Below are 25574 nucleotides of genomic sequence, written 5' to 3' on the forward strand. Positions count from 1 at the left end.
TATCTAAGCTAATTGTGGTCGTATCACTATTGAGTGGTATTCTCACAAACTTCCTACTTTAGTGGGGAGTGGTTGATGGCGAGTATGAGAGGATTGTTTACATTAAATATTCTCAGCAGAAAGAGGGGATAATTTTGCGAAAAATTTTTGAAACATTTTCTGAAGGCGTACTGAATCTATTTGCTAATGTAGGTGTGGTGATTCCATATTTCTTCTGTTTGTCGCTTTATAATCACAACAAGGATGTAACTGCCTATGTATTACCGTTTTTGATGCTATATACCTTCCGTTCGATCGGGATGTTGCTGACGGTCTATATTCCATTTTCAGCTAGTACGATGCTGGTCGTGTCGAACTTACTAGGGATCATTGGTTCATTGCTGATCGTTGCTGCCTTGAACCCGGTCTTTGGTATCGTAGGTGGTATTTTGCTGGGATTGGCTTCTAGTTGGATCTGGCCATATTTTTTGACCGTCAGGACCAAGGGCAAGCTGGTCAATGACTTTCATATTACTAAGCTTCACTGGCAAGGTTCTTTAATCGCAATGATCATTTTGGGACTGGTCGAGTGGCTATCGATCAAATTCAGTGTTTATAACGTTGCTTTTATTTTATTAGCTTTGTTCTTTGCCATATCATTGGTGGGAAGTTATTCGATGAGAAATAAAATAAGCTTCTATCATAACGGTGATTCGCCAGAGCATGATAGAAACTATTCTATTATTGGGATAATTTTTATTATTGTTCTAGTGATGTTGGTTTTTGCCATTCGTTATTCAAGACTGGAGTCGATTCCGCATGCCTGGGATTTGAGCATCGGAGTAGTATCGATGATTGGGTTATTAGTCTTACTGATGTATCAATTACAGATTCATCGCAATCTATTCCCGCTGAGTCTTGCTTCGATCAATCGCGGAGTAGTGATGAACTTCGTGCTACTATATACCATTTTTGATAGTAGTTTGAGATTTGGCTTCAGTACATTATTGACTATTTATTTGATATATTTAGCAGGTTTTGAATTCGGACCATTTTTGCTGAAGAAGTATCTATACTTGCGCTATCCATTATTGATTTTAGGACTATTAATGTCATTTTTTAATTGGACGTATTTTGTTGGTATTTTACTGTGTGCGATATTTGTCGGTTCTGACAATTCGATCCTCAATAATTCACTGTACAATGCTCCAAAAATCGAATCCGAACGAGCATTTTTAATAAAATATCAATTGTCCGCGATTGGAAATATTTCGCAACAGTTGTTTTATATGATGATTGTCTACGTGTTAGGGTATATTTACCGAGTTGATGTATTGAACTTCTTTAATGTCAATGGAACTGTCGATTCAAAGCTGTTATTGATCGTCAGAATTGCAGTCACAACTGGAGTATTGATCTCCGCCTGTGCCACATACTGGACTACTAAAACAAAAAAAGTTGAAAGCAAATAATTTTGCCTTCAACTTTTTTTAAGCAGATTTCATGTCATTATTCAAAGTCATCTCGCCATCCATTATTTGATAGACATTATCTGCGAAGTCTATCAATCTCAAATCATGTGTGACTACGATAACGGCAGTATCTTGTTCACGCGCTAGTGATTGCAGTATCTTACCGACTTCAACGACACGTTCACTATCTAAGGCGGCTGTCGGTTCATCAGCTAGAACGATGTCAGGCTTAGTATATAGTGCTCTGGCGATAGCCACGCGTTGATTCTGACCTCCTGATAATTCAGCAGGATATTTGTTTTGCAGTTCTTCTATATCCAACTTTTTCATCAGCGCCTTTAATGATAAGTTAGTAAGATTATGGTTCTTTTTGACTTTTCTGACTAACTGGAATTGTTCGTTGACGGTTAAGTATGGAATCAGATTATAGGCTTGGAGCACGAAACCAATTTTGTTCAAGCGCATAGCGTCACGCTGTTTGTTAGACATTGATTTGACGGCGGTACCTTCAAGCACAACATTGCCAGTTGACGGCGTTTGTAGACCGCCAGCGATGGTCAAGAAGGTACTTTTGCCAGATCCAGAAGGACCGATGACTAGATTTACTTCACCTTTTTTGGCTGTAAAATTGATATTTTTCAGAACATGAACACGGCTTGAGCCAGTTCCAAAGTATTTGTTGATGTTATTCAATTCTAATGTTGTCATTATTATCCTCCGATTACACTTACTGGGTCGACGTTTAAGATTATTTTGATAGGAATCAATGATCCTAGGAGGCCGGTCAAGACTAAGCCCATTCCGACACCTGACAAGATAGGTATATTAAAGCTCATTGGGACTGCGGCGGGCATTGCCAGTGCCGTTATAGAAGTCAATGCAGCACCGATGACTAATCCACTAATAACCAGGGTTACTGATTGAGTTATAGTTGCACCGACTAGTGTTTTAGCAGGAATACCTTGGGCTCTAAGTACTGCGTAGTTCTGGATTTTTTGAATCGTTAAGATATATAAGAACACCGCTATAACGATGAGTGAGATTACCATCAAAAAGGCGATCATAAAGGTAAAGGTTGAATTCTGTGCTGAATATCCCGGCAATTTGGAGACAAAAGTCGATTTGGAATAAGTCTTTAATTGCTTGTCAGTAGTTTTGAAATTGGTATTTTTGGAGACGATGGCGCTACCGACAAATTGCTGGTCGATATTCTTGAGTGTGTTCCAAACAGAAATGTCACCATATATTACAGGTGCGATATTAAGTTTGGCATTTTTAGTGAAACCAACGATAGTGTATTTTTTATCAGATGAGTTGAATTTGATTTTGTCACCCAACTTGTAGCCGTCCGTCTGAAATTTATCGTCAACGACGACTTGATTGCTATTATTGACTTTGTGACCTGATGAAAGGGTGATGTTTTTAGCGATGAATTGATTATCATGGAGTCCCAAAAATTGTGCGGATTCCTTAGTTTTACCAGCTTTTTTTGCTACAACCGAAGCCTGCCCGATATATGCTTCTTTAGAGCTAAGTTTAGTATTCTTCGTCTCATCTTTAGTGATCAATGATTGGGACATACTGATATTAGAGTCCTTATCCAAAATGACACTCTTGATATTCCATGAATCGATCGCATCAGTATTTTGTTGTGCTAATCCCATTGCTAGGCTAGTTAAGATGAAGATCAGATAACAGATCAAAACTATCATTCCGATGATCAAGCCGTATCTGACTTTTTCTTTTTTAATTTCTTTCAGTGATAAAAACATTTATTCGTCCTTCTTTGCTAATGTACGCAAGACATTAGAGAGTTTGTTTAAAATCATTTCTTTCGCACTGGGATCGATCATTATTTGTTTGATTGCATCGTGAATAATGACCTGCGTCGCCCATAAATATTCATTTCCATTTATCAAATGATTATCAAAAGTAGAAATAAAAAAACTTTCGTTGTAGAGCATGTGCATTTTGACAAGTCCAAAGTAGCGACTGTCCGTGCTCTCATCAACAAAATCTTTTGTTTGTTGGACATAAGTATCTGGATCGTATTTCTCAGTATCGCTAGTCTTGATATTTTGGTGTATTTCACGTAAGGCCTGATGGTATAAAAACTCGTATGAGTCTTTCAGATCATCAAAATACTTATAGAAAGCACCGCGTGCGATTCCTGATTCTGCGACGATTCGTGAGACTTGTGCATCTGCCAAAGTATGATTGGTGAATTCATTCAATAGTGCATCTAATATACGAGATTGTTTATCTTTATTTAAGTTTTTAAATCGTTTAGTAACCATATTCTCTCCTCGTGACACCGTGTCACTTTTTGTATATTGCAATTATGCGTGTGCGTCGAAACTTTGTCAATGGATTTCACTTAACTTCCGATAAGTGAAAAATTATTTCATATATTATTGGCATAAAAATTAAAATATCCAAAATAATTAACTAAATTAAATCCTTGATTTTTTAGGTGCTTTTTGGATATATTAAGAAGGTTGATTAGATAAAAAATAATTTATCGCTCATAAGTTCGTACTACATATAGTGTTGTAGTACTTCACATACATACAAGATGTTGATTTTAGTTTCTGAGACCCATATAATAGAATCATTATTCAAAAAGGTTGTGTGTGATATGTACGAAGTAAAAAGCCAAAATACACTGGATACTTTGAAGAGTATTCCAGTTCTAAAGAGATGTGGGGATAAGACAGAGTTTTATCCATACAAAGTAGATTTTGTTCTAAATAAATTGATTGATGATCAAAATACAATCAAAAAAATTGAAGATGACTTGGTATATAAATATCAAGATTCATTTGTCATCGAAACTTCTCAATTGCATGATGAAATTGTCAGCTTATTAAAGAAGTATCACTTGGTCAGTCAGGCTGATGAATACCAAGAATATTACGATGCTGAACAACAAAATTTTCAAAATGCTACCAACGTTGAAGCCAATATCAATAAATTATTTGGTAACAATGAGAGAATCGTCCATGAGAATGCTAACAAAGATAGCAATATTTTTAACACACAACGTGACTTAGAGGCAGGGGTTGCCAGCCGTGCCTTAGGTCTAAAAATGTTACCTGAGCTAGTAGCGAAGGCACATTTACGTGGTGACTTGCATTGGCATGATTTGGATTACTCACCAGTGACTCCAGAAACCAACTGTTGTTTGATCGACTTCGATGAAATGTTCGCTAATGGTTTCAAGATCGGTAACGCTTGGGTTTCATCCCCAAAATCTATTCAAACTGCTACTGCTCAGATGTCACAGATCATCGCTAATGTTGCTTCATTGCAATACGGTGGCTGTTCAGCTAATAGAATCGATCAATTACTAGCTCCATATGCAAAACTCAATTATGAGAAGCACATGAAAGATGCTCAAATTTGGGTTGCCGAAGAAAAACGTGAAGCTTTTGCAAAAGCTAAGACTAAAAAAGACATTTATGATGCAATGCAGGCCTTGGAATACGAAATAAATACACTTTATTCCTCACAAGGTCAGACACCATTTACAACTATCAACTTCGGTCTTGGTACTAACTGGATCGAACGTGAGATTCAAAAGTCTATCCTAGAAATCAGAATCAAAGGTCTAGGTAAGGAACACCGGACGGCAATTTTCCCTAAATTAACTTTTACTGTTAAGCGTGGACTTAACTTGAATCCAGAAGATCCTAACTACGATATCAAAGAATTAGCTTTGGAATGCTCAACAAAACGGATGTATCCTGACTTGTTGATGTATGACAAGATCAAAGAAATAACCGGTAGTTTCAAGACACCGATGGGTTGTCGCTCATTCTTACAAGGTTGGAAGGATGAAAATGGCAAGGAAGTTAATTCCGGTCGGATGAACCTAGGTGTTGTAACAGTCAACTTACCTAGAATCGCCTTGGAATCACACGGTGATGAGAATTTATTCTGGGAAATATTCGAAGAAAAAATGAAGCTTTGCAAGTTAGCACTAGAGTATCGTGTTGAACGTACTAAAGAAGCTAAACCAGAGAATGCACCATTGTTATACATGTATGGTGCCTTCGGCAAACGTCTAAAAGCAGGTGAAAGCGTTGATGAATTGTTCAAGAATCAACGTGCTACAGTCTCACTAGGTTACATTGGTCTGTATGAAGTATGTACCGAGTTCTTCGGTAATCAATGGGAAGATAACCAAGAAGCACATGACTTTGCAGAAAATATTGTTAAAGCATTGCGCGACAAATGTGCTGACTGGGCTAAGGCAAGTGGCTATCATTATAGCTTGTATTCCACTCCAGCTGAATCACTAACTGATACATTCTGTCGTGATGATATCGAAAAATTCGGTAGAATCACTGATATTACTGACAAAGAATACTATACGAACAGTTTTCACTATGATGTAAGAAAGCATCCATCTCCATTCGATAAACTCACATTCGAAGAGATCTTTCCACACTATGCTTCTGGTGGTTTCATCCACTATTGCGAATACCCTAATTTGAAACAAAATCCTAAGGCACTAGAAGCCGTTTGGGATTGGGCATACGATCATGTCGGCTATCTGGGAACTAATACTTCGATCGACCAATGTTTCAAGTGTGGTTTCAAAGGTGAGTTCAATTCAACTGCACGTGGTTTTGTTTGTCCACAATGTGGTAATAGTGACCCACAATATTGTGATGTTGTTAAGCGTACTTGTGGTTACTTAGGTAATCCACAACAACGTCCGATGATTCATGGTCGTCACGTTGAAATCGCATCACGTAAGAAAAATATGACACCGGAGATGATACAAAATGCCGCAAGGTACGAAAGGGCCAAACAATCCGACTCCCAAAGAATGGCTGGCCAAGGATCTTAGTCAGCAGTACATTGCTGATTACAAACCATTTAATTTCGTTGATGGTGAGGGCGTTCGTTGTAGCCTATATGTCAGTGGTTGTCCATTTCACTGTCCGGGATGTTATAACGTTGCCGCCCAGAATTTTCGCTACGGTAAGCCGTATACGCAGGAGTTAGAAGATCAGATCATAACGGACATGAGTAAGGATTACGTCCAAGGTCTGACGCTCTTGGGAGGAGAACCATTTATCAACACCCAAGTATGTCTGAAACTATGCAAACGAGTTCGAGCTGAGTTTGGGGACACAAAAGATATTTGGTCCTGGTCAGGATACACGTGGGATGAACTACTGAAGGATTCGGATGACAAGCTAGAATTATTGTCTTTGCTCGATATTTTAGTCGATGGTCGTTTTTTGCAGGACAAGATGGATTTGACTTTACAATTCCGTGGAAGTTCTAACCAACGAATTATTGATGTCAAAAAATCATTAGAAACTGACCGAGTTGTTATCTGGGATAAATTAGTTAAATAAAATCGCTCTACCTTAGTCAGGTAGGGCTTTTTCTATACCAAAAGTATATTGCTAGTATGTGAAGTTGGCATAACAATGCAAGAATGTATTAACTATCTGACTTAAATGTTATCTTAAAGTTAAAGGAGGAGTACAAAAATGAATTCAGATAAATTAAAACTGTATAGTACTTTATTCATTGGTTTAGTGGCTTTAATCTTAGAATTTTTATTCGGTAAGCCCCTTTATGCTCAAGTCATCATCAGTGTCTTAGGACTAATATTGGCTTTTATCATGTTCGTTGATATGGTCAAAGTCCTCAAGACGGGAAACTTTGGGGTCGATTTATTAGCTATCACCGCAATTGTTGCGACGATCGTCCTCGGGCAGTATTGGGCTGGCTGGATAGTATTATTGATGCTGACAGGTGGAGATACACTTGAAGAGTACGCATCTAATAAGGCTAAGAGTGAACTTAAAACACTGTTAGATAACACACCGTCACAGGCACACTTGTTAGTAGATGGTGATGTGAAGGACGTGGATATCGACGATGTCAAAATTGATGATGTTTTATTGATTCGTCCAAAAGAACAAGTGCCAGTTGATGGTATCGTCATCGAAGGAACCTCAGAAGTCGATGAATCATCACTGACAGGTGAGTCGGTACCTGTAAGTGTAGCAGCTGATTCACACGTCATGTCAGGTTCGATCAATGGTGAGACATCTTTCAAGATGAAGGCCGATAAGATCGCTGCAGATAGTGAGTATCAAGCAATCGTCAAACTAGTTAAAGAGTCAGCTTCTAATCCAGCTCACTTTGTTCGTTTAGCCGACCGCTACGCCGTACCATTCACGATCATTGCATATGTTATCGCGGGTGTAGCTTGGTATTTGTCAAAAGATCCAGTAAGAATTGCTCAAGTACTGGTAGTGGCTTCACCATGTCCCTTGATATTAGCAGCCCCTATCGCCTTTGTATCAGGGATGAGTCGTACTAGTAGAAATGGTATTATCGTTAAATCAGGAACAGCATTAGAAAAAATTTCGTCCGCCAAGTCGATCGCCTTCGACAAAACGGGAACGATCACGCGTGGAAAACTCGTCGTGGATGAATTTAAACTACAAAGTAGTTTCGACCAAGATACTGTGTTGAGATATGCGGCTTCGATCGAACAAAACTCTAGCCATGTTATGGCGCAGGCCATTATTGACTATGCTACTGATCGTGGATTGAAATTGATAAACGTTAATGATGCAAAGGAGATCACTGCTCAAGGAATCTTAGGTACGATCGACGGTCATATAGTCAAAGTCGGTCAAGCAGAGTTTGTGGCTGATGACATTCATGATGAAGTCAGAGGTTCAGGAGTATATGTCTCGATTGACGATGAATATGCAGGTGTATACAGCCTGATGGATCAAATCAGACCAGAGTCTAAGTCAACGATTCAACGTCTGAAAGAGTTTGGCATCCATAACGTCTTGATGATCACTGGAGACAAAAAAGAAGCAGCCGATTTGGTTGCTTCAGAAGTTGGGATAACTCAGACATTTCCCAATAGTCTGCCCGAAGATAAGGTCAAAATCGTCAAGGGATTAGATAAGAGCTATCATCCTACGATCATGGTCGGAGACGGAGTTAATGATGCGCCCGCCTTGGCTCTGGCCGATGCCGGTATTGCTATGGGTTATAAGGGAGCTAATGCTGCCAGTGAATCTGCCGATGCCGTAATTCTAAAGGATGATCTTGGCAAGGTCGGTGATGTCGTTAAGATTTCACGTGACACGCTCAAAGTTGCTCGTGAGGCGGTTTTGATCGGTATCTTTATTTGTATCATCTTGATGGTGATTGCCGGATTCGGTTTGATACCAACGATCATCGGCGCCATGTTGCAAGAAGTCGTCGATACTGTAACCATCCTCTACGCCTTACGTGCTAGAAGTGACAAACTATAACCAACCGTAGGTATCAAGATCCATATCACGTTTGTAGATTTTAGATACGTATGGATTTCCTTCAACAATAAAACGCATTTTTTTAGAAGTCCAAGGCTCCTTATTCGGCACTCCGATTCGTGGTGTTGCGAGAATATTTTTAGGAGTTTGGACTTTTTTGTCGGAAAAAATAAAATTATCTGAATTTAATAATGTACCTGATAATTGCTTATCTCTGATCCCAAAGGAACGAATCCACTTGGCAGGTCCATTAGAGACGTTGAAGCCGCTTTGGTGACGGTTTTCTTCCATCAACGGCATACCTTCGATTGGTTGTAGACCTCGAATTAAGATTCCGTTAGGAGTGCCAGCTTTTTGCACACTGATATCCATATCCAACCAACTGTGGATCGAATAGATATAAATTGTACCTCCAGCTTGATATAGTGGATCATTTGCCTGTGTATGGCGACCATTGTAGCTGTGAGCCGCCATATCGTCAGGTCCAAGATAAGCTTCAGTTTCGACGATGATGCCTGAAAAGAGCCCTTGTTCGGATTTATAGGTAAAAGTATGTCCCAACATATCTTGGGCAATGTCGATTGTTTCGTTATCTTCAAAGTAATTTTGTATGTTCAAAAGTGCGCCTCCAGCTATTTTTTTGCAAAAACTTAAAAAAAGACTTGTAACGTCCATATATCTAATATATAATAATTTTTGTGCTTGAGAAAGGGATACGTAAGCGTACGGTTTCTTGACGAGTCATGACCCGTTGGTCAAGTGGTTAAGACACCGCCCTTTCACGGCGGTAACATGGGTTCAAATCCCGTACGGGTCACTATTTGGAGGATTAGCTCAGCTGGGAGAGCATCTGCCTTACAAGCAGGAGGTCACAGGTTCGATCCCTGTATCCTCCATCGAATAGTAATTTTAAGAGTTAGGATGATTCCTAACTCTTTTTTTGTGCATTCAAGTAGATGCGTAAAGTAGAAACTTCAAACTGACACGTTAACAATGACAGGGCTTTCAAAAAGGGTTATGATTATATTAATTTTAAGTGTAATGGGAGCGTGATACAAATGTTGAAACATCATTGTTCGTCAAATTGTGCGCCAAAAGTCTCTGAAGAAGATAAAGAAAAATTTGTTGCATTGATAACTGATAAGCCATGGTTGATACCAGCAACTGTAATGTTAGAAATCATACCAGTTTCTATCGTTGCCTATGGATTTTGGAAAAACTGTAATCTAAAGAGAAAGTTACAGATCGAACATCAAAAAACTGTTCGTGCATATATCGAAAAAACTAGTTCTGATACAATAACTCCAGACGAGTTTTGTTATCTCAAACATATTTAAAAAAATGCGTTAGGACATTGTCCTAGCGCATTTTTGCTTCAAATAACTGAATTATTTTTTTAAGATTGTTCTTAGCGTTCATAAACAACTCTGAATCATACGAGGTAACTTCTTCTTCCACGTATTCGCGATCTTCCAAGTAAACGTTATAGCGTATCTCCAGTTGAATCGAATGGAGATTATCCATCGTGCCGTAATGCTTGGTGATATGACCACCAGTGAATGGGAAGTTATCTGAGACGGTATAATCCTTGCGTTTTAACTCATTAGTCAGCCACATCCTGATTCGTTCAGAAGAAGTGCTATCGTAGTTGTTTCCGATAACGAAGTCAGCGGGGGACATCATTTCAAATCCCGGATAGCGTGCAAAGCTGTGTAAGTCGATCAAATAGATATCGTCAAAATCATTGTGTTTATAATCAATTAATCGCTGTAATTCATGATGATACGGATCATAGAACTCTTGCATCCTCTGGTCGATCTGGTCTTTGTTAAGTTCTTCTTGATAAATCTGATTACCAAAGGTGTTTTGTTGATACACAGAATTATAACGATAATCGGCATTATCAACGATGGTATTCTTTCGATTGGGATCAGCAACATAGCGATTGATATTGTTCTGGATAGTGGTGAAGCCTAGGTCAGGGATGAAGTCATATAATTCCCTTAAAAACCAATCAGAATTGGCGAGGATGACATCATCCTTCATGGTTTGACGGACGCTCTGTGGGACATGAGTTCCACTGTGGGGTAGACTAAAAATCACAGGGTACTGATTGGATTCACCATTGAAGCAATCAACGTTGTTAGTTGTTATTTGCATTTAAGACCTCATTTCATATAAGTAGTAGGAAATTACCGATCACTCGATAAAACAGATTAGAAGTGGACCAATGCTTGTATTGTTTTAGTAGTGCTGAAACTATGACGAAGACAACGATAGTGATCGAAGTTAGGATATTTACATATCCTAATAAGAATAATATCAGAGTGAGGGCTGAGAGCGTTACTAATTGAATGTAGTCGCTTTTTGCTCCTTCGAAATAGTCGATCAAAATCGCTGCGATGTTGACTAATAATAGTGGTACGACAAAGGTAAACGAGATGAAGTGCATGTAAGTATACGCAATAGCAACTGACATAAAACTAGGTATGATAAAACTTTCGATCAAGGTTTTTATCAAGTGAGATTTTTCGTTGAAGTACTTGGTGATGAATAACAACACTAATTGTACAAAAATCAAAATGATGACATTGATATTTAAACTTCTAAATGACAGTACAATCAAAATTACGTAAATCAAACTGTAAAGTCCGTTAAAATACATATTTGGTTTCAAAGAGCGAATGTATTCTTTGTAGATTGCCACCATACCAACCATAATGGCTAAGTACCAATTTATCGTGTAGTTATTAAGGCTGTGACCTAAGATAAAAATAAATGGGAAAATATGATAGCTTAAAAATTCAATCACCGAAGAAAATAATTTTTTATATTTTTTATAAGTTGAGCTGTTCATGGTTTCTCCTTACATATATAAGGCAATATTAATGTAGAAAATTACCTTAGTCAATTTGTTTTAAATTAAAAATGTGTTAATCTATTAAGAGGTTCCTGATGGGATCCTTTTTTTATTGTGATAAATAAAAGGAGAAGCCCTGTAACCGAAAGGTGGAAAAAAAATGACAAAAAATTATTTATTTACTTCTGAATCAGTTTCAGAAGGACATCCAGATAAGATTGCTGACCAAATTAGTGACGCAATCCTAGATGCGATTCTTGCAAAGGACAAAAATGCCCGTGTTGCTTGTGAAACAACTGTTACTACTGGTCTAGTATTAGTTGTTGGTGAAATTTCAACAACCGCATACGTTGATATCCAAAACGTTGTTCGTAGCACTATCACTGAAATCGGATATGATGGTTCAAATCCCGGCTTCAATGGTAGAAGCTGTGCGGTACTAGTCGCACTTGACGAACAATCACCTGATATCGCCCAAGGTGTTAATGACGCTCTTGAGAAGCGTGGCAAAGATGCAGACTTTGATCCATTGGACCAAATCGGTGCTGGTGATCAAGGCTTTGTCTTTGGTTTTGCAACAAACGAAACTAAAGAATATATGCCACTTCCTATCTCACTTGCTCACAAGTTGATGCGCAAGACAGCTGAAGTTAGAAAGAACAAGACTATCGATTACTTGATGCCGGATGCTAAGTCACAAGTTACGATTGAATATGACGAAAACGACAAGCCAGTTCGTATTGATACGATCGTTATCAGTACACAACACAAGGCTGAAGCATCACTAGAACAAGTTCAAAAAGACATTAAAAAATATGTCATCGATGCAGTTGTTCCTAAGGATATGATCGATGATAAGACAAAGATTTTGATCAACCCAACTGGACGCTTTGTTATCGGTGGACCAGAAGGTGATTCTGGACTTACTGGTAGAAAAGTCATCGTTGATACATACGGTGGATTTGCTAGACACGGTGGTGGTGCCTTCTCAGGTAAGGATGCTACTAAGGTTGATCGTTCAGCTAGTTATGCTGCTAGATATATCTCAAAGAACCTTGTTGCTGCAGGTATCGCAGATAAAGTTGAAATTCAAATTGCCTATGCTATTGGTGTAGCAAAACCCGTTTCAATTCACGTTGATACATTTGGAACAAGTAATTATTCAGAAGAACAAATCGTAGATTGCATCAATGAATTCTTCGATTTAAGACCACTTGGTATTATTATCATGTTGGATCTTCAAAGACCAATTTATAAACAAACGGCTGCTTATGGCCATTTCGGACGTACAGATATTGAACTTCCATGGGAAAAACTTGATAAGGTCGATGAAATCAAGAGTTTCTTCAAGGATTAGTAGATGATTACAGAGGCGTTTCTTTAAAGCTAATGCTTTGAAGAGCCTCTGTTTTTTTATGTCATTATTCATTTTTAGGGAGAAGTATGGTTTTATGGGAAAGAAAAAAGAGTCAAATGTTGCAATCGTAACGACTGCAATTTTTATCGCAACATTTATGACAGCTGTCGAGGGAACAATCGTATCAACCGCCATGCCAACGATTATTGGTAGTTTACATGGTGTCAGTTTGATGAACTGGGTTTTTTCGATTTATTTATTAATGACAGCTGTTTCAACACCGATCTACGGTAAATTATCAGATATTATCGGGCGTAAACCAGTTCTGATATTCGGTTTGATCCTGTTTGTCATCGGTTCGACGCTCTGTGCAATGTCGAATTCAATGTTAACGCTGATTTTGGCACGTGTAGTCCAAGGACTGGGTTCAGGAGCTATACAGCCACTGACATTTACGATTATTGCTGATATTTATCCACTGGACAAGCGCGCTAAGATACTAGGATTCAATGGTTCAGCATGGGGAATTGCTGCGATTATTGCTCCGCTATTAGGTGGTTTCATCGTTGAAAAACTCAGCTGGCATTGGGTATTCTTGATCAATTTACCAGTTGGATTAATTACTATCGGCTTGATTTGGTTCTTCTTAAAAGAAGAAAAAAGAGAACACGACAAAGTCAAAATTGATTATTCTGGAACAATTTTGTTGATTTTGATTTTACTACCTTTGATGTTAGCCCTTCAAAACTTGAGTTCTAATTCAGTAATGATCCCAGTTGGATTGGCACTGGTTTCAGTGATCTCAGTATTTCTATTCATCAGAGTTGAAAGAAGGGTGTCAGATCCCATCTTGCCATTACAATTATTTAAGAATAAAACATTCGTGATCCAAAACATCATTGCCTTGTTAGTCAGTGGGTTCTTAATTGGATTCGAAGCTTATATTCCAACGTGGATGCAAGGGATTTTAGGATTGAGTCCTTCCATGGGTGGATTTGCCGTCACACCTAGTTCGATCGTCTGGATCTTCGGTTCATTCTGGGCTGGATCACTGATCAAGAAGATGGCACCTAATCGAATCATCTATATTAGTTTGTTCTTTATCGGTATTGCTAATATTGCTTTATTGACAGCTGATGTATCTTCACCATTTATTTATTTCTGTGGATTGGCTGCAGTAGCCGGGCTAGGGTTTGGATTGACTATCACGACGACGACTGTTACTACACAGACAGTTGTGGCGCCTGAAAATGTTGGAGTAGCAACGAGTTTTAATACATTACTGCGAACCATCGGTCAGTCGATGATGGTATCAGTTTACGGTATCATCCTTAATACGGCCTTAATCAAAGGTGCAGCTGAGAACAAAAAAATAACGGTCGACATGATGAATCAATTGATTGATCCACAGACCGCTAGTTTATTGCCAACAGAGCTTTTACCCAAAATGAGACAAATTCTTTTTTCTGGATTGCATAATATGTACGTCGCATCTCTAGTATTATTAATCATAGGCTTGATTTTAAACGCCTTTGAACTTAAGAATAGACAAATTCTTGGTTCGGATCAGTAGAGTAGAAAATGTCATGATAGTGGCTGCTAACAAGTAACCACCAATGACATCACTAGGATAATGTACACCAAGGAAAATACGACTATATCCAATCATTAAGACTAACCCGATCAATATCAGACTTGATATTATCTTGGTACTTAAATGTTTGAAAATAATTAATGTAACTATCAATATCGAGATATACAAGGCAAATGAACCGGCAGAATGCCCACTAGGGAAGCTGTAACCTCCGGCATGGACGTAGTGATGATGTGCTGGTCGTGGTCGCTGAACGTTTATCTTGATGAAGTGATTCAAGGCCGAAATGATTATTTCATTTATCGCTACGAATCCCGCCGCATAAAAGTATTTGGCCAGTAACAATATTATTACAGTTGTAATGGTTAAAAATGTAATTGTGTTAGTGTTTCCAAAAAATGTAAAAAATTTAAATATGCTTAGTGACGATTCGTTGTGATGATAGATCTTGTTTATTAGTATTTTGTCGAATGACTTAATAAATCGTGCATGATCGATCACGTTTATGCTCCAAATCAGGAAGCAGATTAACAGAAATACATTAAAGGAAAATAATTTTTTAGATATTTTCATTGTTTTTACTCTCTATTGTTTAAATTTTGCTTAAGAAATTATATAATATTGTATAAGATTTTATGTGGGGTAAAGTAATATGACTATTACACGTCGTGAGAGAATTCGGGAAGAAACCCGATTAACTAGATTAAATAATAAGAATATTAAAGCTTCAAATTTGCGTAAGAATATGACTTTCTTAGGCGGTAGTTTGGTTGTTGGTGGAGCATTTGCTCAATTAGCCAATGTATCTACCACCGTTCCAGTCTACGCTGTAGCTAATTCGACTAGCACTAATTCATCAGATTCAACCGATACTAGTGTAACAGGAATGGTTACCCCCCGTGGTGTGGGTGACCAAAACTTCATTAATTATATCGGTAATTCGGCACGTAAGCTAGCAGATAACAATGATATTTATGCATCCGTTATGATTGCACAAGCTATGGTCGAGAGTGGCTGGGGTACTAGTGGATTAGCTAGTGCACCTAACTACAATTTGTTTGGCGTTAAGGGATCATACAATGGCGAATCCGTTAATATGGGTACGCAAGAGGATGACGGAACTGGTAGCTTGTATTCGATCAGCTCTAATTTTAGAAAATATCCATCATACAAGGAGTCACTTGAGGATTATGTTTCTCTAATCAGAGGTGGAGTTTCAGGTAATCCTGAGATTTATGCTGGAGCATGGAAGAGCAACACCGAGTCATACAAGGATGCCACTGCTTATTTAACAGGACGCTATGCTACCGACACTACATACGCTGACAAGTTGAACTCTATTATTGAGAAGTATGATTTGACGCGATTTGATACAGATACAGATTCGCAAGATCAAACTTACGTCTATGCTTCTGGTGATACGCTTCAATCTGTTGCAGATAAGTTCAATATGACTGTCGAAACATTGATGGGGCTCAATAACTTGAAGACTAATAGTTACGTATATCCGGGCAAGGTGTTGACAGTTCTAAAAGTCATTGGTAATGATGACAGCAGCACGCAACAACCAGTTACGGTTGCTAACTTGACTAATACTACTGGTACGACTGACGGAACCACTACGCCATCGGATGTTTATGGAACTGAAGAAGCACCGATCATCGTTCAGGATGAAACTAACGGTGTTAAAAAGTACGATGCTTCTAATAGTTCATCCAACACATCTGTCTCAGTTCAAAACACCTTGACGACTGGTACAACTGGCGGATCGAATTCTTCAGATAGTAGTACAACCGCTGATACTGTTACAGTTCAAAACGGTGACACGATTGATTCGATCGCAGCTCAAGCTAACACAACAGCCGCTCAAATCAAACAAGATAATAATTTAAATTCAGATTTATTGGTTGTCGGACAGAAGTTAATGGTATAGTATATAAATCAACGGAAATAGTAAGCTGATGAAGATTTTCAGAAAGTACGTGGTCAATGTGAACGTATAACTCCATGAGCCGAACTCATCCATGAAGTTTAATCGCTGAACTAACAGTAAGTGATTACGAATATTCCGCGTTAAGGAATTTGAGAGCCGTCTCTTTGACGGAACTTAGGTGGTAACGCGATAATTCGTCCTATGATTAATTTCATAGGGCGTTTTTTGTTATCATGACAAATTATTTGGAGGATACGATATGTACAATCACAATACGGTTGAAAAAAAATGGCAAAAATATTGGAAAGACAATAAAACTTTCAAAACTACAACTGATAAAAATAAAAAGAACTATTATGCACTAGACATGTTCCCATATCCATCTGGACAAGGATTGCACGTTGGACATCCTGAAGGCTACACAGCAACGGATATTATTGCACGAATGAAACGTGCTCAAGGTTACAATGTTTTGCATCCAATGGGCTTCGATGCTTTTGGACTTCCAGCCGAACAATATGCTTTGGATACTGGTCATAACCCAGCTGATTTCACTGAACAAAACATTCAAAATTTCAAACGTCAAATCAACTCGCTTGGCTTTTCATATGATTGGGATCGTGAAGTACAAACAACAGACCCTTCATACTACAAGTGGACTCAATGGATTTTTGAAGAATTATACAAACGTGGACTAGCTTATGAGGCTAAAGTTCCTGTTAACTGGAGTCCTGACCTAGGGACAGTCGTTGCTAACGAGGAAGTTATTGATGGTAAGACTGAACGTGGTGGCTTCCCAGTAATTAGAAAACCAATGCGCCAATGGGTTTTGAAGATCACAGCTTATGCCGACAGATTGATCGATGACTTGGACGACATTGATTGGCCTGAAAGTATCAAAGAACAACAAAGAAACTGGATCGGTCGTTCGATCGGTGCTGAATTTGCCTTTGGCATTGATGGATTCGATGATAAGATCGAAGTCTTCTCAACACGTCCCGATACTATTTATGGTGCTACATATATGGTACTTGCTCCAGAACACGAATTAGTCGATAAGATCACTACTGATGAACATCGTGATGAGATCAAGGCCTACAAAGAAACTGCGGCGAGAAAGTCAGATCTTGATCGTACTGACTTGAATCATGACAAGACAGGTGCTTTCACTGGTGCATATGCTATTAACGAAGTAACTGGCAAGAAGATTCCGATCTGGATCTCTGATTATGTTTTGGCAACTTATGGTACTGGAGCAATCATGGCCGTTCCCGCACATGATGATCGTGATTATGAGTTCGCCAAGAAGTTTGATTTGCCTATCATCCCTGTTATCGAGGGTGGTAATGTTGAAGATGGTGCTGTAACTGCTGATGGCAAGCATATAAATTCCGGAATCCTAGATGGTTTGGATAACAAGCAAGCTACTGACAAGATCATCGCTTACTTCGAAGAACACGGTATTGGTAAAAAGAAGGTTAATTATCGTCTTCGTGATTGGCTCTTTTCACGTCAAAGATACTGGGGTGAACCAATCCCTGTTATTCATTGGGAAGATGGCGAGACAACACTAGTTCCTGAGGATGAATTACCACTTCGATTACCAGCTGAAGCTGATATCAAGCCATCAGGTACAGGGGAGAGTCCACTAGCTAACCTAACTGACTGGGTAAATATTGTGGACGAGAACGGTCGCAAGGGTCGCCGTGAAACTAATACTATGCCACAATGGGCTGGTAGTTCATGGTACTTCTTGAGATATATTGATCCACATAATCCCGATGCAATTGCTGACTATGAGAAGCTGAAAGAATGGATGCCAGTAGATCTATATATCGGTGGAGCTGAGCACGCAGTTCTTCACTTGTTGTATGCAAGATTCTGGCACAAGTTCTTGTATGATATCGGAGTAGTTCCAACTAAAGAACCATTCCAAAAGTTAGTTAACCAAGGTATGATCTTGGGTGACAATCATGAGAAGATGTCTAAGTCAAAGGGTAATGTTGTTAATCCGGATGATGTGGTTGAGTCATACGGTGCAGATACTTTAAGAGTTTATGAGATGTTCATGGGACCACTAGACGCATCGATTCCTTGGTCAGAAACCGGTCTGTCAGGTGCGCATAAGTTCCTTGATCGTGTCTGGAGATTGTTCGTCAACGATGATGATTACAGCACACTTCGTGATGGCTATGTGGTTGACACAAATGACGGTAAGTTGGATAAGATTTACAATGAAACTGTCAAAAAGGTAACTGAGGATTATGAAGCATTGCACTTCAATACCGCTATTTCACAAATGATGGTCTTCGTCAATGAAGCTCACAAGACCGATACAATGCCTAAGGAATACGCTGAAGGATTCGTGAAGTTGTTGGCACCGATCGCACCACATATGATGGAAGAACTTTGGAGCAAGTATGGACACGAGGGCTCGATCAGTTATGAACCATGGCCAGCCTATGATGAGAGCAAGATGATCGCAAAGACTGTTGAGTTGATTCTTCAAGTTAATGGTAAATTACGTGACAAGATCGAAGTTCCAGTCGACATGTCTAAAGATGAAGTCGAAAAACTAGCTCGTGAAGACGAAAAAGTTAAGAAATTTACTGATGGAAAAAATATTGTCAAAGTAATTGTTATTCCTAACAAAATCGTTAATATTGTTGTCAAATAGATATTTATTGAGAGATTGTGGTGACCAAATCGCAATCTCTTTTTTGATAATTAATTGCAATTAATTGAAATTAAGAGTATTTTAAGGTTTCTGAGTTAACAATTTTGCTATAATTGAGGAGATAGTTTTTAAGGTGGTGCAGGACTTGAACAATAACCATGACGATGGAGGAATAACTCCAGTATTGAATCCTGAAACCTCAACACAGGATACAATGTTGAAGGGTTCAGCGTGGATGACTGCTGGTAGTATTTTTTCACGTATTTTAGGTGCGATCTATATTATCCCCTGGATGGCTTGGATGGGTTCGTACTATCCCCAAGCTAATGCTCTTTTTGCTAAGGGATACAATATTTATAGTTTATTTATTATTATTTCGACTGCTGGTATACCGGGTGCGATTTCTAAGCAAATTTCACATTATAACGCCCTGGATGAGTATTCAACCGGTAACAGGCTGTTTAAGCACGGCATCAAGATCATGGCAATAATGGGTGTCGCTTTTGCAGCTTTGATGTATTTCGGTGCTCCGTTGATGGCCGCAATTTTTGCTGACGGTGATCCAAGAAGTATTCCCGTGATCAAGTCTTTGGCAGCTGCTGTCTTGATCATCCCCATTTTGAGTATTATGCGAGGCTACATGCAAGGTTATTCTGACATGGCTCCTTCAGCCATTTCACAATTCATTGAGCAAATCGCCCGTGTTATTTATATGTTGGCCGCAACTTATATTATTATGAAATTGAATAACGGTAGTTATATCAATGCTGTTGTACAATCAACTTTCGCGGCTTTCATCGGTGCGGCCTTCGCCATCGGGATTCTGGTACTTTCTTTCATGAAGAAACTGCCCAGGCTTCGTTCCTTGTCGCGTAATGGTAAAGCTCCAGAAGAGTTAAATAAAAACTTTACCAGAGAGATTTTTGAGCAAGCTATACCTTTTATTATTTTGGATGCAGGTATTACTTTCTTTAATTTATTTGACCAATCGACTTTTAATCAGTTTATGAGGATGTTCGTGAAGGTCACTAGTGATCAGTTGGATAATTATTATTCGCTATTTGGGTTTCAGGCGAACAAGTTGATCATGATCATCGTCTCTTTGTCGACGGCCATGGCTGTTACAGCAATTCCAATTTTGTCAGGATTGTATTCGAAAGGTGTCAAAAAAGACATCGAGAATCAAATATCCAATACTTTGGAACTGTTCTTTTTCATCATGATTCCGGCATCCTTAGGGATGTATGCTGTTTCTCAACCACTGTGGACGATCTTCTATCGATACGACCAATTGGGTATCTTGATGTTGCAGTTCAGTTCGGTTATTTCCATTTTTCTTGGATTATTTACCGTGCTATCTGCCATCCTTCAGGCGTTGTATCGAAATAAACTAGCGATTAAATATTTCATATATGGCTTCATCGTCAAGGTGTTAGTCCAAGTTCCGATGATTGGAATATTCCATGAATTTGGACCACTAGTTGCTACAAGTATTGGTATGGGTGCCGTCTGTTGGTTGATGACGAAGAAATTACATGATATTTATCCATTTGATACTGATCGACTTTCTCGTCGTATCAGCGGTATCATTATGTTTTCTATGATCATGTTTGCGGTGGTCATTTTCGTCAACTGGTTAGTATTCCGCTTTGTCGGTAACTCTGATCGTATCCTGAGTGTGATTATTTTGATAGTTGAAGCTGGGTTAGGTGGTTCCATTTATGGCTATTTAGTTTTGAAAACACAACTAGCTGATAAGATCTTAGGTCCCAAAGTAAACCGAATTAGAAGATTAATAAATATTAAATAAAAAAAAGGCCGACGCTTGTCGGTCTTTTTTGGCGCTAAATTTATTTGGAAAATTGTGACATATATTTAGGTATTTTTTTGATCAATTTGGAAGGTAGAACGACATAATTATCTTTATTGATTTTGTCAGCGATGTAGCTGTGCAAATACAATCCGGCAAAAATAGTTGGCATTGAGTATCCAAATTGACCGATGAAGCCGGCTAGAATCCCTGTCAAAGTATCACCCATGCCGCCAGTCGCCATACCCGGATTACCAGCATCAATTTGAAATACATCTTCAGAGTGATAAATTTCTGAATGATGTTTTTTTAGAATAAGGATAGCTTTAGGGGCAAGCTTTTTGAGAGCACTTTTGTTGTTGTCAGGTGTTTGTTCTGATATTTCTAGACCTGACAAGCGTGCCCACTCGCCTTGATGAGGCGTGATGATCAGTTTATGGATTTGTGATAAGTCGATTTTTTCTTCAGCTGCAACTGTCAGGGCAGAGGCATCCATGATCACGGTAGTATTACTGTCGATATTCTTGATGACAGAATTTATTATCTTACTGGTACTAGCGGAAGTTCCCAATCCAGGTCCAATGACGATGACATTATTTTTTTTGATCGCATCCTCTGTCTCAGCATCGTTTTGATAACTTAATGTCATGGCTTCAGGCACAGCTGTATTCATGGCTGTAAATTTCTCAGGTACAGTTAAGACAGTTACCAAGCCAGCTCCAGTGTGGACGGCGGCTGAGGTGGAGAGGATCGCTGCACCTCCAAATGGTAGAGAACCTGCTATTACCAATATTTTTCCATAGTTTCCTTTGTATGATTTTGGGTTTCGTGTTCTAATTACCTTAGATAATACAGATTTATTGATTTTTTCCATTACAAGAACCTCCATTTGTAGTATCATTTAATATTGTAAGCCATATCAGTGAGATATGGTATTCAATGCCACTGTGGCGGAATTGGCAGACGCGCAGTGTTCAGGTCGCTGTATGGTTATCCATGTACAAGTTCGAATCTTGCCAGTGGCAGAAGATAGAGGCGGGACAATATCCTAGCCTCTTTTTTAGTACTCCAAACAGGACGGTCATGTTGATATGGACAATTGTATTATTTGCAAGGTATCCTTGGTTAATAGTGGTGAAAGAGCTGATTACTGGACTGACGATCAGGATATTAATATTGGTGATTTAGTCATGGTTCCAGTTGAAGACGATGATCAACTGCACATAGCTGAGGTATTGAAGCTCAAAGTAACAACTAAACAAAAATTGTTTCTTATTAAAAAAGTTTCGTATAAGATTAAAGGAAATGAGATAAATTTAGGTGGGTATGACATGAAAAAAAATACGCATAAGACAAGTACGATCGATATTGAAGTTTGTGACATAACTAAGGTCAAGTGTGATGTAATAGTGAACGCCGCCAACCGGTCATTGCTAGGTGGCGGAGGGGTCGATGGGGCGATTCATCGTGCTGCCGGTCATAAGTTACTTGAAGAATGTAAGACTTTGAATGGTTGTGAGACTGGACAGGCCAAGATTACCAAGGGTTACGAGCTTCCAGCACGATACGTTATTCACACGGTAGGTCCAGTTTATTCAGGAAGTACTAATGATGAAGTCATGTTGACGGATTGTTACCAAAACTCGCTACAACTTGCTAAGGACAATAAATTGCATACGATTGCTTTTGCGGCTATCTCTACGGGTGTGTATGGTTATCCTCTGGAAGATGCATGTGAAGTTGCTCTACTAGCAGTCGGCGACTGGTTGGAACGTAACTCTGATTACCATATGGAAGTACTGATGACTTGTTTTGATGATGAAGTATATGACGAGTATGAAGACTTCATTGATGTTTATGATGGTGGGAATGACTATATTTATGATGCCGGTTACTAGGTAAACGTATTTTTTGTAATTCTTCAAAAAAGTTCTACAATTCGGTTTGAGGGGTAGTTAATTGTTGTCTAAGTCACTGGAAAAATAGCATAATTAATTATAAGAATATTTATAGAAGGGATAGTAATGAATTATGATTAAAGAGTTCAAAGATTTTATCAGTCGTGGTAATGTCATGGACTTGGCAGTCGGTGTCATCATGGGTGCCGCTTTTACTGCTATTGTTCAGTCATTAGTAAGTAACTTGGTCAATCCGCTGATCGGATTGTTCTTGGGGAAAATTGATTTAAGTAATTTAAAGTTTCAAGTTGGAGAAGCAACATTTAAGTATGGTGCCTTCATTGAATCTATTATTAATTTTTTGATAATCGCTTTGGTAGTCTTCTTCTTGGTCAAGGCAATGAACACCGTCATCAATGCAAGAAAATCAGCTGAGGAAGCCGAAGAAGAGGAATCTTCTAAAGAAGATGAAATGATCATGTATCTGAAGAAGATTTCGGAATCTGTTGATAAAGAGAATAAGTAAATCATTCAAATAAAATTAGGAGCTTGGCAAAGATTGTTTTGCTTCAGCTCTTTTTTAGTTTCAACTTTGTGGCTAATGCGTTAGAATTAAAAAGTTAAAAATTGTGGGGGAGGGCGTGTAATTGGAAACTGCTTTTTTAGTCTTACTTTTGGTTGCAGCGGTAGTTGGAGCGAATGCTGTCTATGCCCGTTTTAATATGGTACCAGTGGCCTTTTTGCAAATAGCAGCTGGTTTAGTCTTATCGTTTGTACCGCTATATAAAAATTTTGAATTAGAACCAGAATTATTTTTGTTTGTGATCATTTCGACCTTGATGTTCAATGATGGTCAAAACACTAATATTAGACGACTGATGCATCAAATGGGAACGACACTCTCATTGTCAGTCGTCTTAGCAATAATCACAGTCTTAGTTGTAGGATTTGTCACGCATGCACTGATTCCGGAATTTTCATTAGCACTGGCGTTGGCGTTGGGAGCCATCATCACGCCGACTGATGCCGTTGCGGTATCATCGATAACGAGCAAGGTCCTAGTACCTAAAGAAGCAATGAATACCTTGGAGAATGAGTCGCTATTCAATGATGCTTCAGGTATCGTAGCGTTTAACTTAGCAATTGCGGCGTTAGTGACCGGTAAATTCTCCGTCGCAGATGGGATTGAAAACTTCTTGTATGTCTTTGTTGGCGGGATCGTCGTTGGATTGATCCTAGGTTATTTGATCGTTTCTTTACGAATTTTGCTGATCAATAAACGTGTCGATACGCCTTCTGTCATCGTTCCATATACCTTACTAACACCGTTTGCAGTATATTTGGTAGCTGAAATTGTTGGAGTATCAGGTATATTAGCCGTTGTGGCAACTGGATTGATCCACGGCATGCAACAGAATCGACTGCGACTGACGACTTCAAGATTACAGATCGTTATGAGTACTACTTGGTCGATCATAGCCAGCATTATGAATGGTATGGTGTTTGTCTTATTAGGGCTATCGATACCAGAAGTTGTTCAAAAGTTGCACGAACGTGATACAGGTTCGATTATCATTCTAGTTGGATTGGGTGCGCTATTGTACGTGATAATGGCGGCATTAAGATTTTTCTGGACGCAATTCGATTTTGCTAAGATACGGTCTTGGAATTTTCATGATAAGGTCATGAATAGTCTAGTTATGGCGTTGAGTGGCGTACATGGAACTATTACGTTAGCGATGGCATTCTCTCTACCACTAACTTTGCGTGGAGCACCTTTTGCATATCGAAATGATATTATCTTTGTGGCGGCGGTTGTTATTTTGATCAGTTTGATAGTTCCTACTATTATATTGCCATTTATGCTTCCTAAGAAAGAATCGGCATTTGATGAGAGTGAACTGATCAAGGCTAAGTCAGAGATGGTAAGTAATGCTGTACACATGGTTCAAGCAGAATATAATGAATTACCAGAAAGTGGTGAGCTCATTAGAATCATTGAAGGGCAACGTGTAGTTGAAGGTCGTCCAAACAGAAAAACTTTGTCGGAATTATTTGACCAAGCCTTTAATATTGAAGCGACGACAGTCGAAGGGATGCTACAAAATTCAGAAATAAATAATCAAGAATACAATCTGTATTCAAAATTCATGCGTCAGACAGTTATTCAAAACTCTCGAGGTTTTAGGAAACAATTTATCCTGATGCTTCGCTTCAATATCATTGCTCGGATTTCCTTTAGTAAGAAGGCGCGCCTGCGTCGTAAGATCATTAGAAAGAATGCTCGAAGATACCGTGACTTGGACCGTGAAGAGGCCCTTGCTAGAAATCGAGAAATGTGGCATAGAATCGGTGAGATTGAAGCTAAGCCATATCAAAAGGTCATAGAGTTCTTGTCATCACAGATGAATGATCAGAATGAAGTAGAAACTAGTATCGTTAGAAAAGCTTTTGACCAACGAAATCGCCGTCTATCGGGTAATCGTGATTCGCAAGATAAACAAAACGAATTATTAGTCAAAGTATTCCAGCATGAACACAATTTTGTTCAGTCTCAAGTATCTACTAATAAGTACAGCCGAGAATTAGGTAATGAATTGTATCAGCAAATATCGACTGATCAATTAGTTAGTTTTCAGACGTTTGAACAGTAAAAAAAATAAGCCTGAGTGGGCTTATTT

General features: G+C 38.8%; 21 protein-coding genes, 3 tRNA genes, 1 riboswitch and 1 other annotated feature. Of the genes, 16 read left to right on the plus strand and 8 right to left on the minus strand.

What is annotated here, in order from left to right; translation table 11 throughout:
- Window positions 1-134: 134 nt before the first annotated feature.
- Window positions 135-1451: a hypothetical protein gene (locus AC27FM_RS07980; protein ID WP_487087214.1), complete on the plus strand. Its 1317-nt coding sequence runs from the start codon at window positions 135-137 to the stop codon at window positions 1449-1451.
- An 18-nt stretch (window positions 1452-1469) separates the two neighbouring features.
- On the opposite strand, the gene AC27FM_RS07985 is transcribed toward AC27FM_RS07980, so the two are convergent.
- From AC27FM_RS07985 to AC27FM_RS07995, 3 genes are read right to left on the minus strand one after another with little or no spacing between them, the layout of a single operon-like run.
- The gene (locus AC27FM_RS07985) at window positions 1470-2159 is read right to left on the minus strand and encodes an ABC transporter ATP-binding protein (protein WP_487087215.1); all 690 of its coding nucleotides are present in this window, start codon (window positions 2157-2159) and stop codon (window positions 1470-1472) included.
- Window positions 2160-2161: 2 nt separating this feature from the next.
- The gene (locus tag AC27FM_RS07990; RefSeq protein ID WP_487087216.1) at window positions 2162-3223 is read right to left on the minus strand and encodes an ABC transporter permease; all 1062 of its coding nucleotides are present in this window, start codon (window positions 3221-3223) and stop codon (window positions 2162-2164) included.
- Complete coding sequence (locus AC27FM_RS07995) at window positions 3224-3748, minus strand: TetR/AcrR family transcriptional regulator (protein WP_487087217.1); 525 nt, start codon at window positions 3746-3748, stop codon at window positions 3224-3226.
- A gap of 341 nt (window positions 3749-4089) precedes the next feature.
- Between AC27FM_RS07995 and nrdD the strand changes: the two genes are divergently transcribed.
- The 3 genes from nrdD to AC27FM_RS08010 all read left to right on the plus strand — a co-directional run bounded on the left by nrdD (window position 4090) and on the right by AC27FM_RS08010 (window position 8764).
- Window positions 4090-6309: an anaerobic ribonucleoside-triphosphate reductase gene (nrdD, locus tag AC27FM_RS08000; RefSeq protein WP_487087218.1), complete on the plus strand. Its 2220-nt coding sequence runs from the start codon at window positions 4090-4092 to the stop codon at window positions 6307-6309.
- On the plus strand, window positions 6245-6826 hold the full coding sequence (gene nrdG, locus AC27FM_RS08005; RefSeq protein ID WP_487087219.1) for an anaerobic ribonucleoside-triphosphate reductase activating protein: 582 nt from the start codon (window positions 6245-6247) through the stop codon (window positions 6824-6826). The genes nrdD and nrdG overlap by 65 nt, the downstream gene beginning before the upstream one ends.
- A 138-nt stretch (window positions 6827-6964) precedes the next feature.
- Window positions 6965-8764, plus strand: a complete 1800-nt coding sequence (locus AC27FM_RS08010; protein ID WP_487087220.1) for a heavy metal translocating P-type ATPase — start codon at window positions 6965-6967, stop codon at window positions 8762-8764.
- Here AC27FM_RS08010 and AC27FM_RS08015 read toward each other — a convergent pair.
- Window positions 8759-9382, minus strand: a complete 624-nt coding sequence (locus AC27FM_RS08015) for a DNA-3-methyladenine glycosylase (protein WP_487087221.1) — start codon at window positions 9380-9382, stop codon at window positions 8759-8761. The two genes, AC27FM_RS08010 and AC27FM_RS08015, sit on opposite strands and share 6 nt — an antisense overlap.
- A 127-nt stretch (window positions 9383-9509) precedes the next feature.
- On the opposite strand from AC27FM_RS08015, the gene AC27FM_RS08020 reads away from it, so the two are divergent.
- From AC27FM_RS08020 to AC27FM_RS08030, 3 genes are all read left to right on the plus strand, one after another.
- Window positions 9510-9581, plus strand: a tRNA-Glu gene (locus tag AC27FM_RS08020).
- Window positions 9582-9587: 6 nt separating this feature from the next.
- Window positions 9588-9660, plus strand: a tRNA-Val gene (locus AC27FM_RS08025).
- Window positions 9661-9822: 162 nt separating this feature from the next.
- The gene (locus AC27FM_RS08030) at window positions 9823-10101 is read left to right on the plus strand and encodes a hypothetical protein (RefSeq protein WP_487087222.1); all 279 of its coding nucleotides are present in this window, start codon (window positions 9823-9825) and stop codon (window positions 10099-10101) included.
- Window positions 10102-10123: 22 nt separating this feature from the next.
- Here AC27FM_RS08030 and AC27FM_RS08035 read toward each other — a convergent pair whose 3' ends face one another.
- Together AC27FM_RS08035 and AC27FM_RS08040 are read right to left on the minus strand one after the other, a co-directional pair.
- The gene (locus AC27FM_RS08035; RefSeq protein WP_487087223.1) at window positions 10124-10924 is read right to left on the minus strand and encodes an N-formylglutamate amidohydrolase; all 801 of its coding nucleotides are present in this window, start codon (window positions 10922-10924) and stop codon (window positions 10124-10126) included.
- 13 nt (window positions 10925-10937) lie between these two features.
- On the minus strand, window positions 10938-11621 hold the full coding sequence (locus AC27FM_RS08040; RefSeq protein ID WP_487087224.1) for a hypothetical protein: 684 nt from the start codon (window positions 11619-11621) through the stop codon (window positions 10938-10940).
- Between the two features lie 79 nt (window positions 11622-11700).
- Window positions 11701-11787, plus strand: a riboswitch (SMK box riboswitch).
- Between AC27FM_RS08040 and metK the strand changes: the two genes are divergently transcribed.
- Both metK and AC27FM_RS08050 read left to right on the plus strand, forming a co-directional pair.
- The gene (gene metK, locus AC27FM_RS08045; RefSeq protein WP_487087225.1) at window positions 11785-12981 is read left to right on the plus strand and encodes a methionine adenosyltransferase; all 1197 of its coding nucleotides are present in this window, start codon (window positions 11785-11787) and stop codon (window positions 12979-12981) included. (Overlaps the previous riboswitch by 3 nt.)
- A gap of 94 nt (window positions 12982-13075) precedes the next feature.
- Window positions 13076-14554: an MDR family MFS transporter gene (locus AC27FM_RS08050; protein ID WP_487087226.1), complete on the plus strand. Its 1479-nt coding sequence runs from the start codon at window positions 13076-13078 to the stop codon at window positions 14552-14554.
- Here the strand turns inward: AC27FM_RS08050 and AC27FM_RS08055 are convergent.
- Window positions 14504-15076 (minus strand): phosphatase PAP2 family protein, encoded by a 573-nt coding sequence (locus AC27FM_RS08055; RefSeq protein WP_487087227.1) that lies wholly within the window; start codon window positions 15074-15076, stop codon window positions 14504-14506. The genes AC27FM_RS08050 and AC27FM_RS08055 overlap by 51 nt on opposite strands.
- A 151-nt stretch (window positions 15077-15227) precedes the next feature.
- Between AC27FM_RS08055 and AC27FM_RS08060 the strand changes: the two genes are divergently transcribed.
- The 3 genes from AC27FM_RS08060 to AC27FM_RS08070 all read left to right on the plus strand — a co-directional run bounded on the left by AC27FM_RS08060 (window position 15228) and on the right by AC27FM_RS08070 (window position 20995).
- Entirely contained in the window at window positions 15228-16508 is a 1281-nt protein-coding gene (locus AC27FM_RS08060) for a glucosaminidase domain-containing protein (RefSeq protein ID WP_487087228.1), read from the plus strand.
- Window positions 16506-16713, plus strand: a binding site (T-box leader). It overlaps the preceding gene by 3 nt.
- Window positions 16714-16767: 54 nt before the next feature.
- Window positions 16768-19185 (plus strand): leucine--tRNA ligase, encoded by a 2418-nt coding sequence (leuS, locus tag AC27FM_RS08065; RefSeq protein WP_487087229.1) that lies wholly within the window; start codon window positions 16768-16770, stop codon window positions 19183-19185.
- A gap of 214 nt (window positions 19186-19399) precedes the next feature.
- On the plus strand, window positions 19400-20995 hold the full coding sequence (locus AC27FM_RS08070; protein ID WP_487087603.1) for a putative polysaccharide biosynthesis protein: 1596 nt from the start codon (window positions 19400-19402) through the stop codon (window positions 20993-20995).
- A 40-nt stretch (window positions 20996-21035) separates the two neighbouring features.
- Here AC27FM_RS08070 and AC27FM_RS08075 read toward each other — a convergent pair whose 3' ends face one another.
- A complete protein-coding gene (locus AC27FM_RS08075) occupies window positions 21036-21869 on the minus strand; it encodes an NAD(P)H-hydrate dehydratase (protein WP_487087230.1) in 834 nt (277 codons plus the stop codon).
- A 67-nt stretch (window positions 21870-21936) separates the two neighbouring features.
- Here AC27FM_RS08075 and AC27FM_RS08080 point away from each other — a divergent pair.
- The 4 genes from AC27FM_RS08080 (at window position 21937) to AC27FM_RS08095 (ending at window position 25547) form a co-directional block, all read left to right on the plus strand.
- A tRNA-Leu gene (locus AC27FM_RS08080) sits at window positions 21937-22020 on the plus strand.
- A gap of 306 nt (window positions 22021-22326) precedes the next feature.
- Window positions 22327-22893: an O-acetyl-ADP-ribose deacetylase gene (locus AC27FM_RS08085; RefSeq protein WP_487087605.1), complete on the plus strand. Its 567-nt coding sequence runs from the start codon at window positions 22327-22329 to the stop codon at window positions 22891-22893.
- Window positions 22894-23026: 133 nt separating this feature from the next.
- Entirely contained in the window at window positions 23027-23419 is a 393-nt protein-coding gene (gene mscL, locus AC27FM_RS08090; protein WP_487087231.1) for a large-conductance mechanosensitive channel protein MscL, read from the plus strand.
- Window positions 23420-23540: 121 nt separating this feature from the next.
- On the plus strand, window positions 23541-25547 hold the full coding sequence (locus AC27FM_RS08095) for a Na+/H+ antiporter (RefSeq protein WP_487087232.1): 2007 nt from the start codon (window positions 23541-23543) through the stop codon (window positions 25545-25547).
- Window positions 25548-25574 lie beyond the last annotated feature (27 nt).

The sequence above is a fragment of the Companilactobacillus sp. y65-5 genome (assembly GCF_057541095.1).

Excerpts from the sequence above, each read along its gene's own strand:
- AC27FM_RS07985 (WP_487087215.1), bottom strand. The coding sequence starts at position 2,159 with ATGACAACATTAGAATTGAATAACATCAACAAATACTTTGGAACTGGC.
- AC27FM_RS07990 (WP_487087216.1), bottom strand. The coding sequence starts at position 3,223 with ATGTTTTTATCACTGAAAGAAATTAAAAAAGAAAAAGTCAGATACGGC.
- AC27FM_RS07995 (WP_487087217.1), bottom strand. The coding sequence starts at position 3,748 with ATGGTTACTAAACGATTTAAAAACTTAAATAAAGATAAACAATCTCGT.
- nrdD (WP_487087218.1), top strand. The coding sequence starts at position 4,090 with ATGTACGAAGTAAAAAGCCAAAATACACTGGATACTTTGAAGAGTATT.
- nrdG (WP_487087219.1), top strand. The coding sequence starts at position 6,245 with ATGCCGCAAGGTACGAAAGGGCCAAACAATCCGACTCCCAAAGAATGG.
- AC27FM_RS08010 (WP_487087220.1), top strand. The coding sequence starts at position 6,965 with ATGAATTCAGATAAATTAAAACTGTATAGTACTTTATTCATTGGTTTA.
- AC27FM_RS08030 (WP_487087222.1), top strand. The coding sequence starts at position 9,823 with ATGTTGAAACATCATTGTTCGTCAAATTGTGCGCCAAAAGTCTCTGAA.
- AC27FM_RS08035 (WP_487087223.1), bottom strand. The coding sequence starts at position 10,924 with ATGCAAATAACAACTAACAACGTTGATTGCTTCAATGGTGAATCCAAT.
- AC27FM_RS08040 (WP_487087224.1), bottom strand. The coding sequence starts at position 11,621 with ATGAACAGCTCAACTTATAAAAAATATAAAAAATTATTTTCTTCGGTG.
- metK (WP_487087225.1), top strand. The coding sequence starts at position 11,785 with ATGACAAAAAATTATTTATTTACTTCTGAATCAGTTTCAGAAGGACAT.
- AC27FM_RS08050 (WP_487087226.1), top strand. The coding sequence starts at position 13,076 with ATGGGAAAGAAAAAAGAGTCAAATGTTGCAATCGTAACGACTGCAATT.
- AC27FM_RS08060 (WP_487087228.1), top strand. The coding sequence starts at position 15,228 with ATGACTATTACACGTCGTGAGAGAATTCGGGAAGAAACCCGATTAACT.
- leuS (WP_487087229.1), top strand. The coding sequence starts at position 16,768 with ATGTACAATCACAATACGGTTGAAAAAAAATGGCAAAAATATTGGAAA.
- AC27FM_RS08070 (WP_487087603.1), top strand. The coding sequence starts at position 19,400 with ATGTTGAAGGGTTCAGCGTGGATGACTGCTGGTAGTATTTTTTCACGT.
- AC27FM_RS08075 (WP_487087230.1), bottom strand. The coding sequence starts at position 21,869 with ATGGAAAAAATCAATAAATCTGTATTATCTAAGGTAATTAGAACACGA.
- AC27FM_RS08085 (WP_487087605.1), top strand. The coding sequence starts at position 22,327 with ATGAAAAAAAATACGCATAAGACAAGTACGATCGATATTGAAGTTTGT.
- mscL (WP_487087231.1), top strand. The coding sequence starts at position 23,027 with ATGATTAAAGAGTTCAAAGATTTTATCAGTCGTGGTAATGTCATGGAC.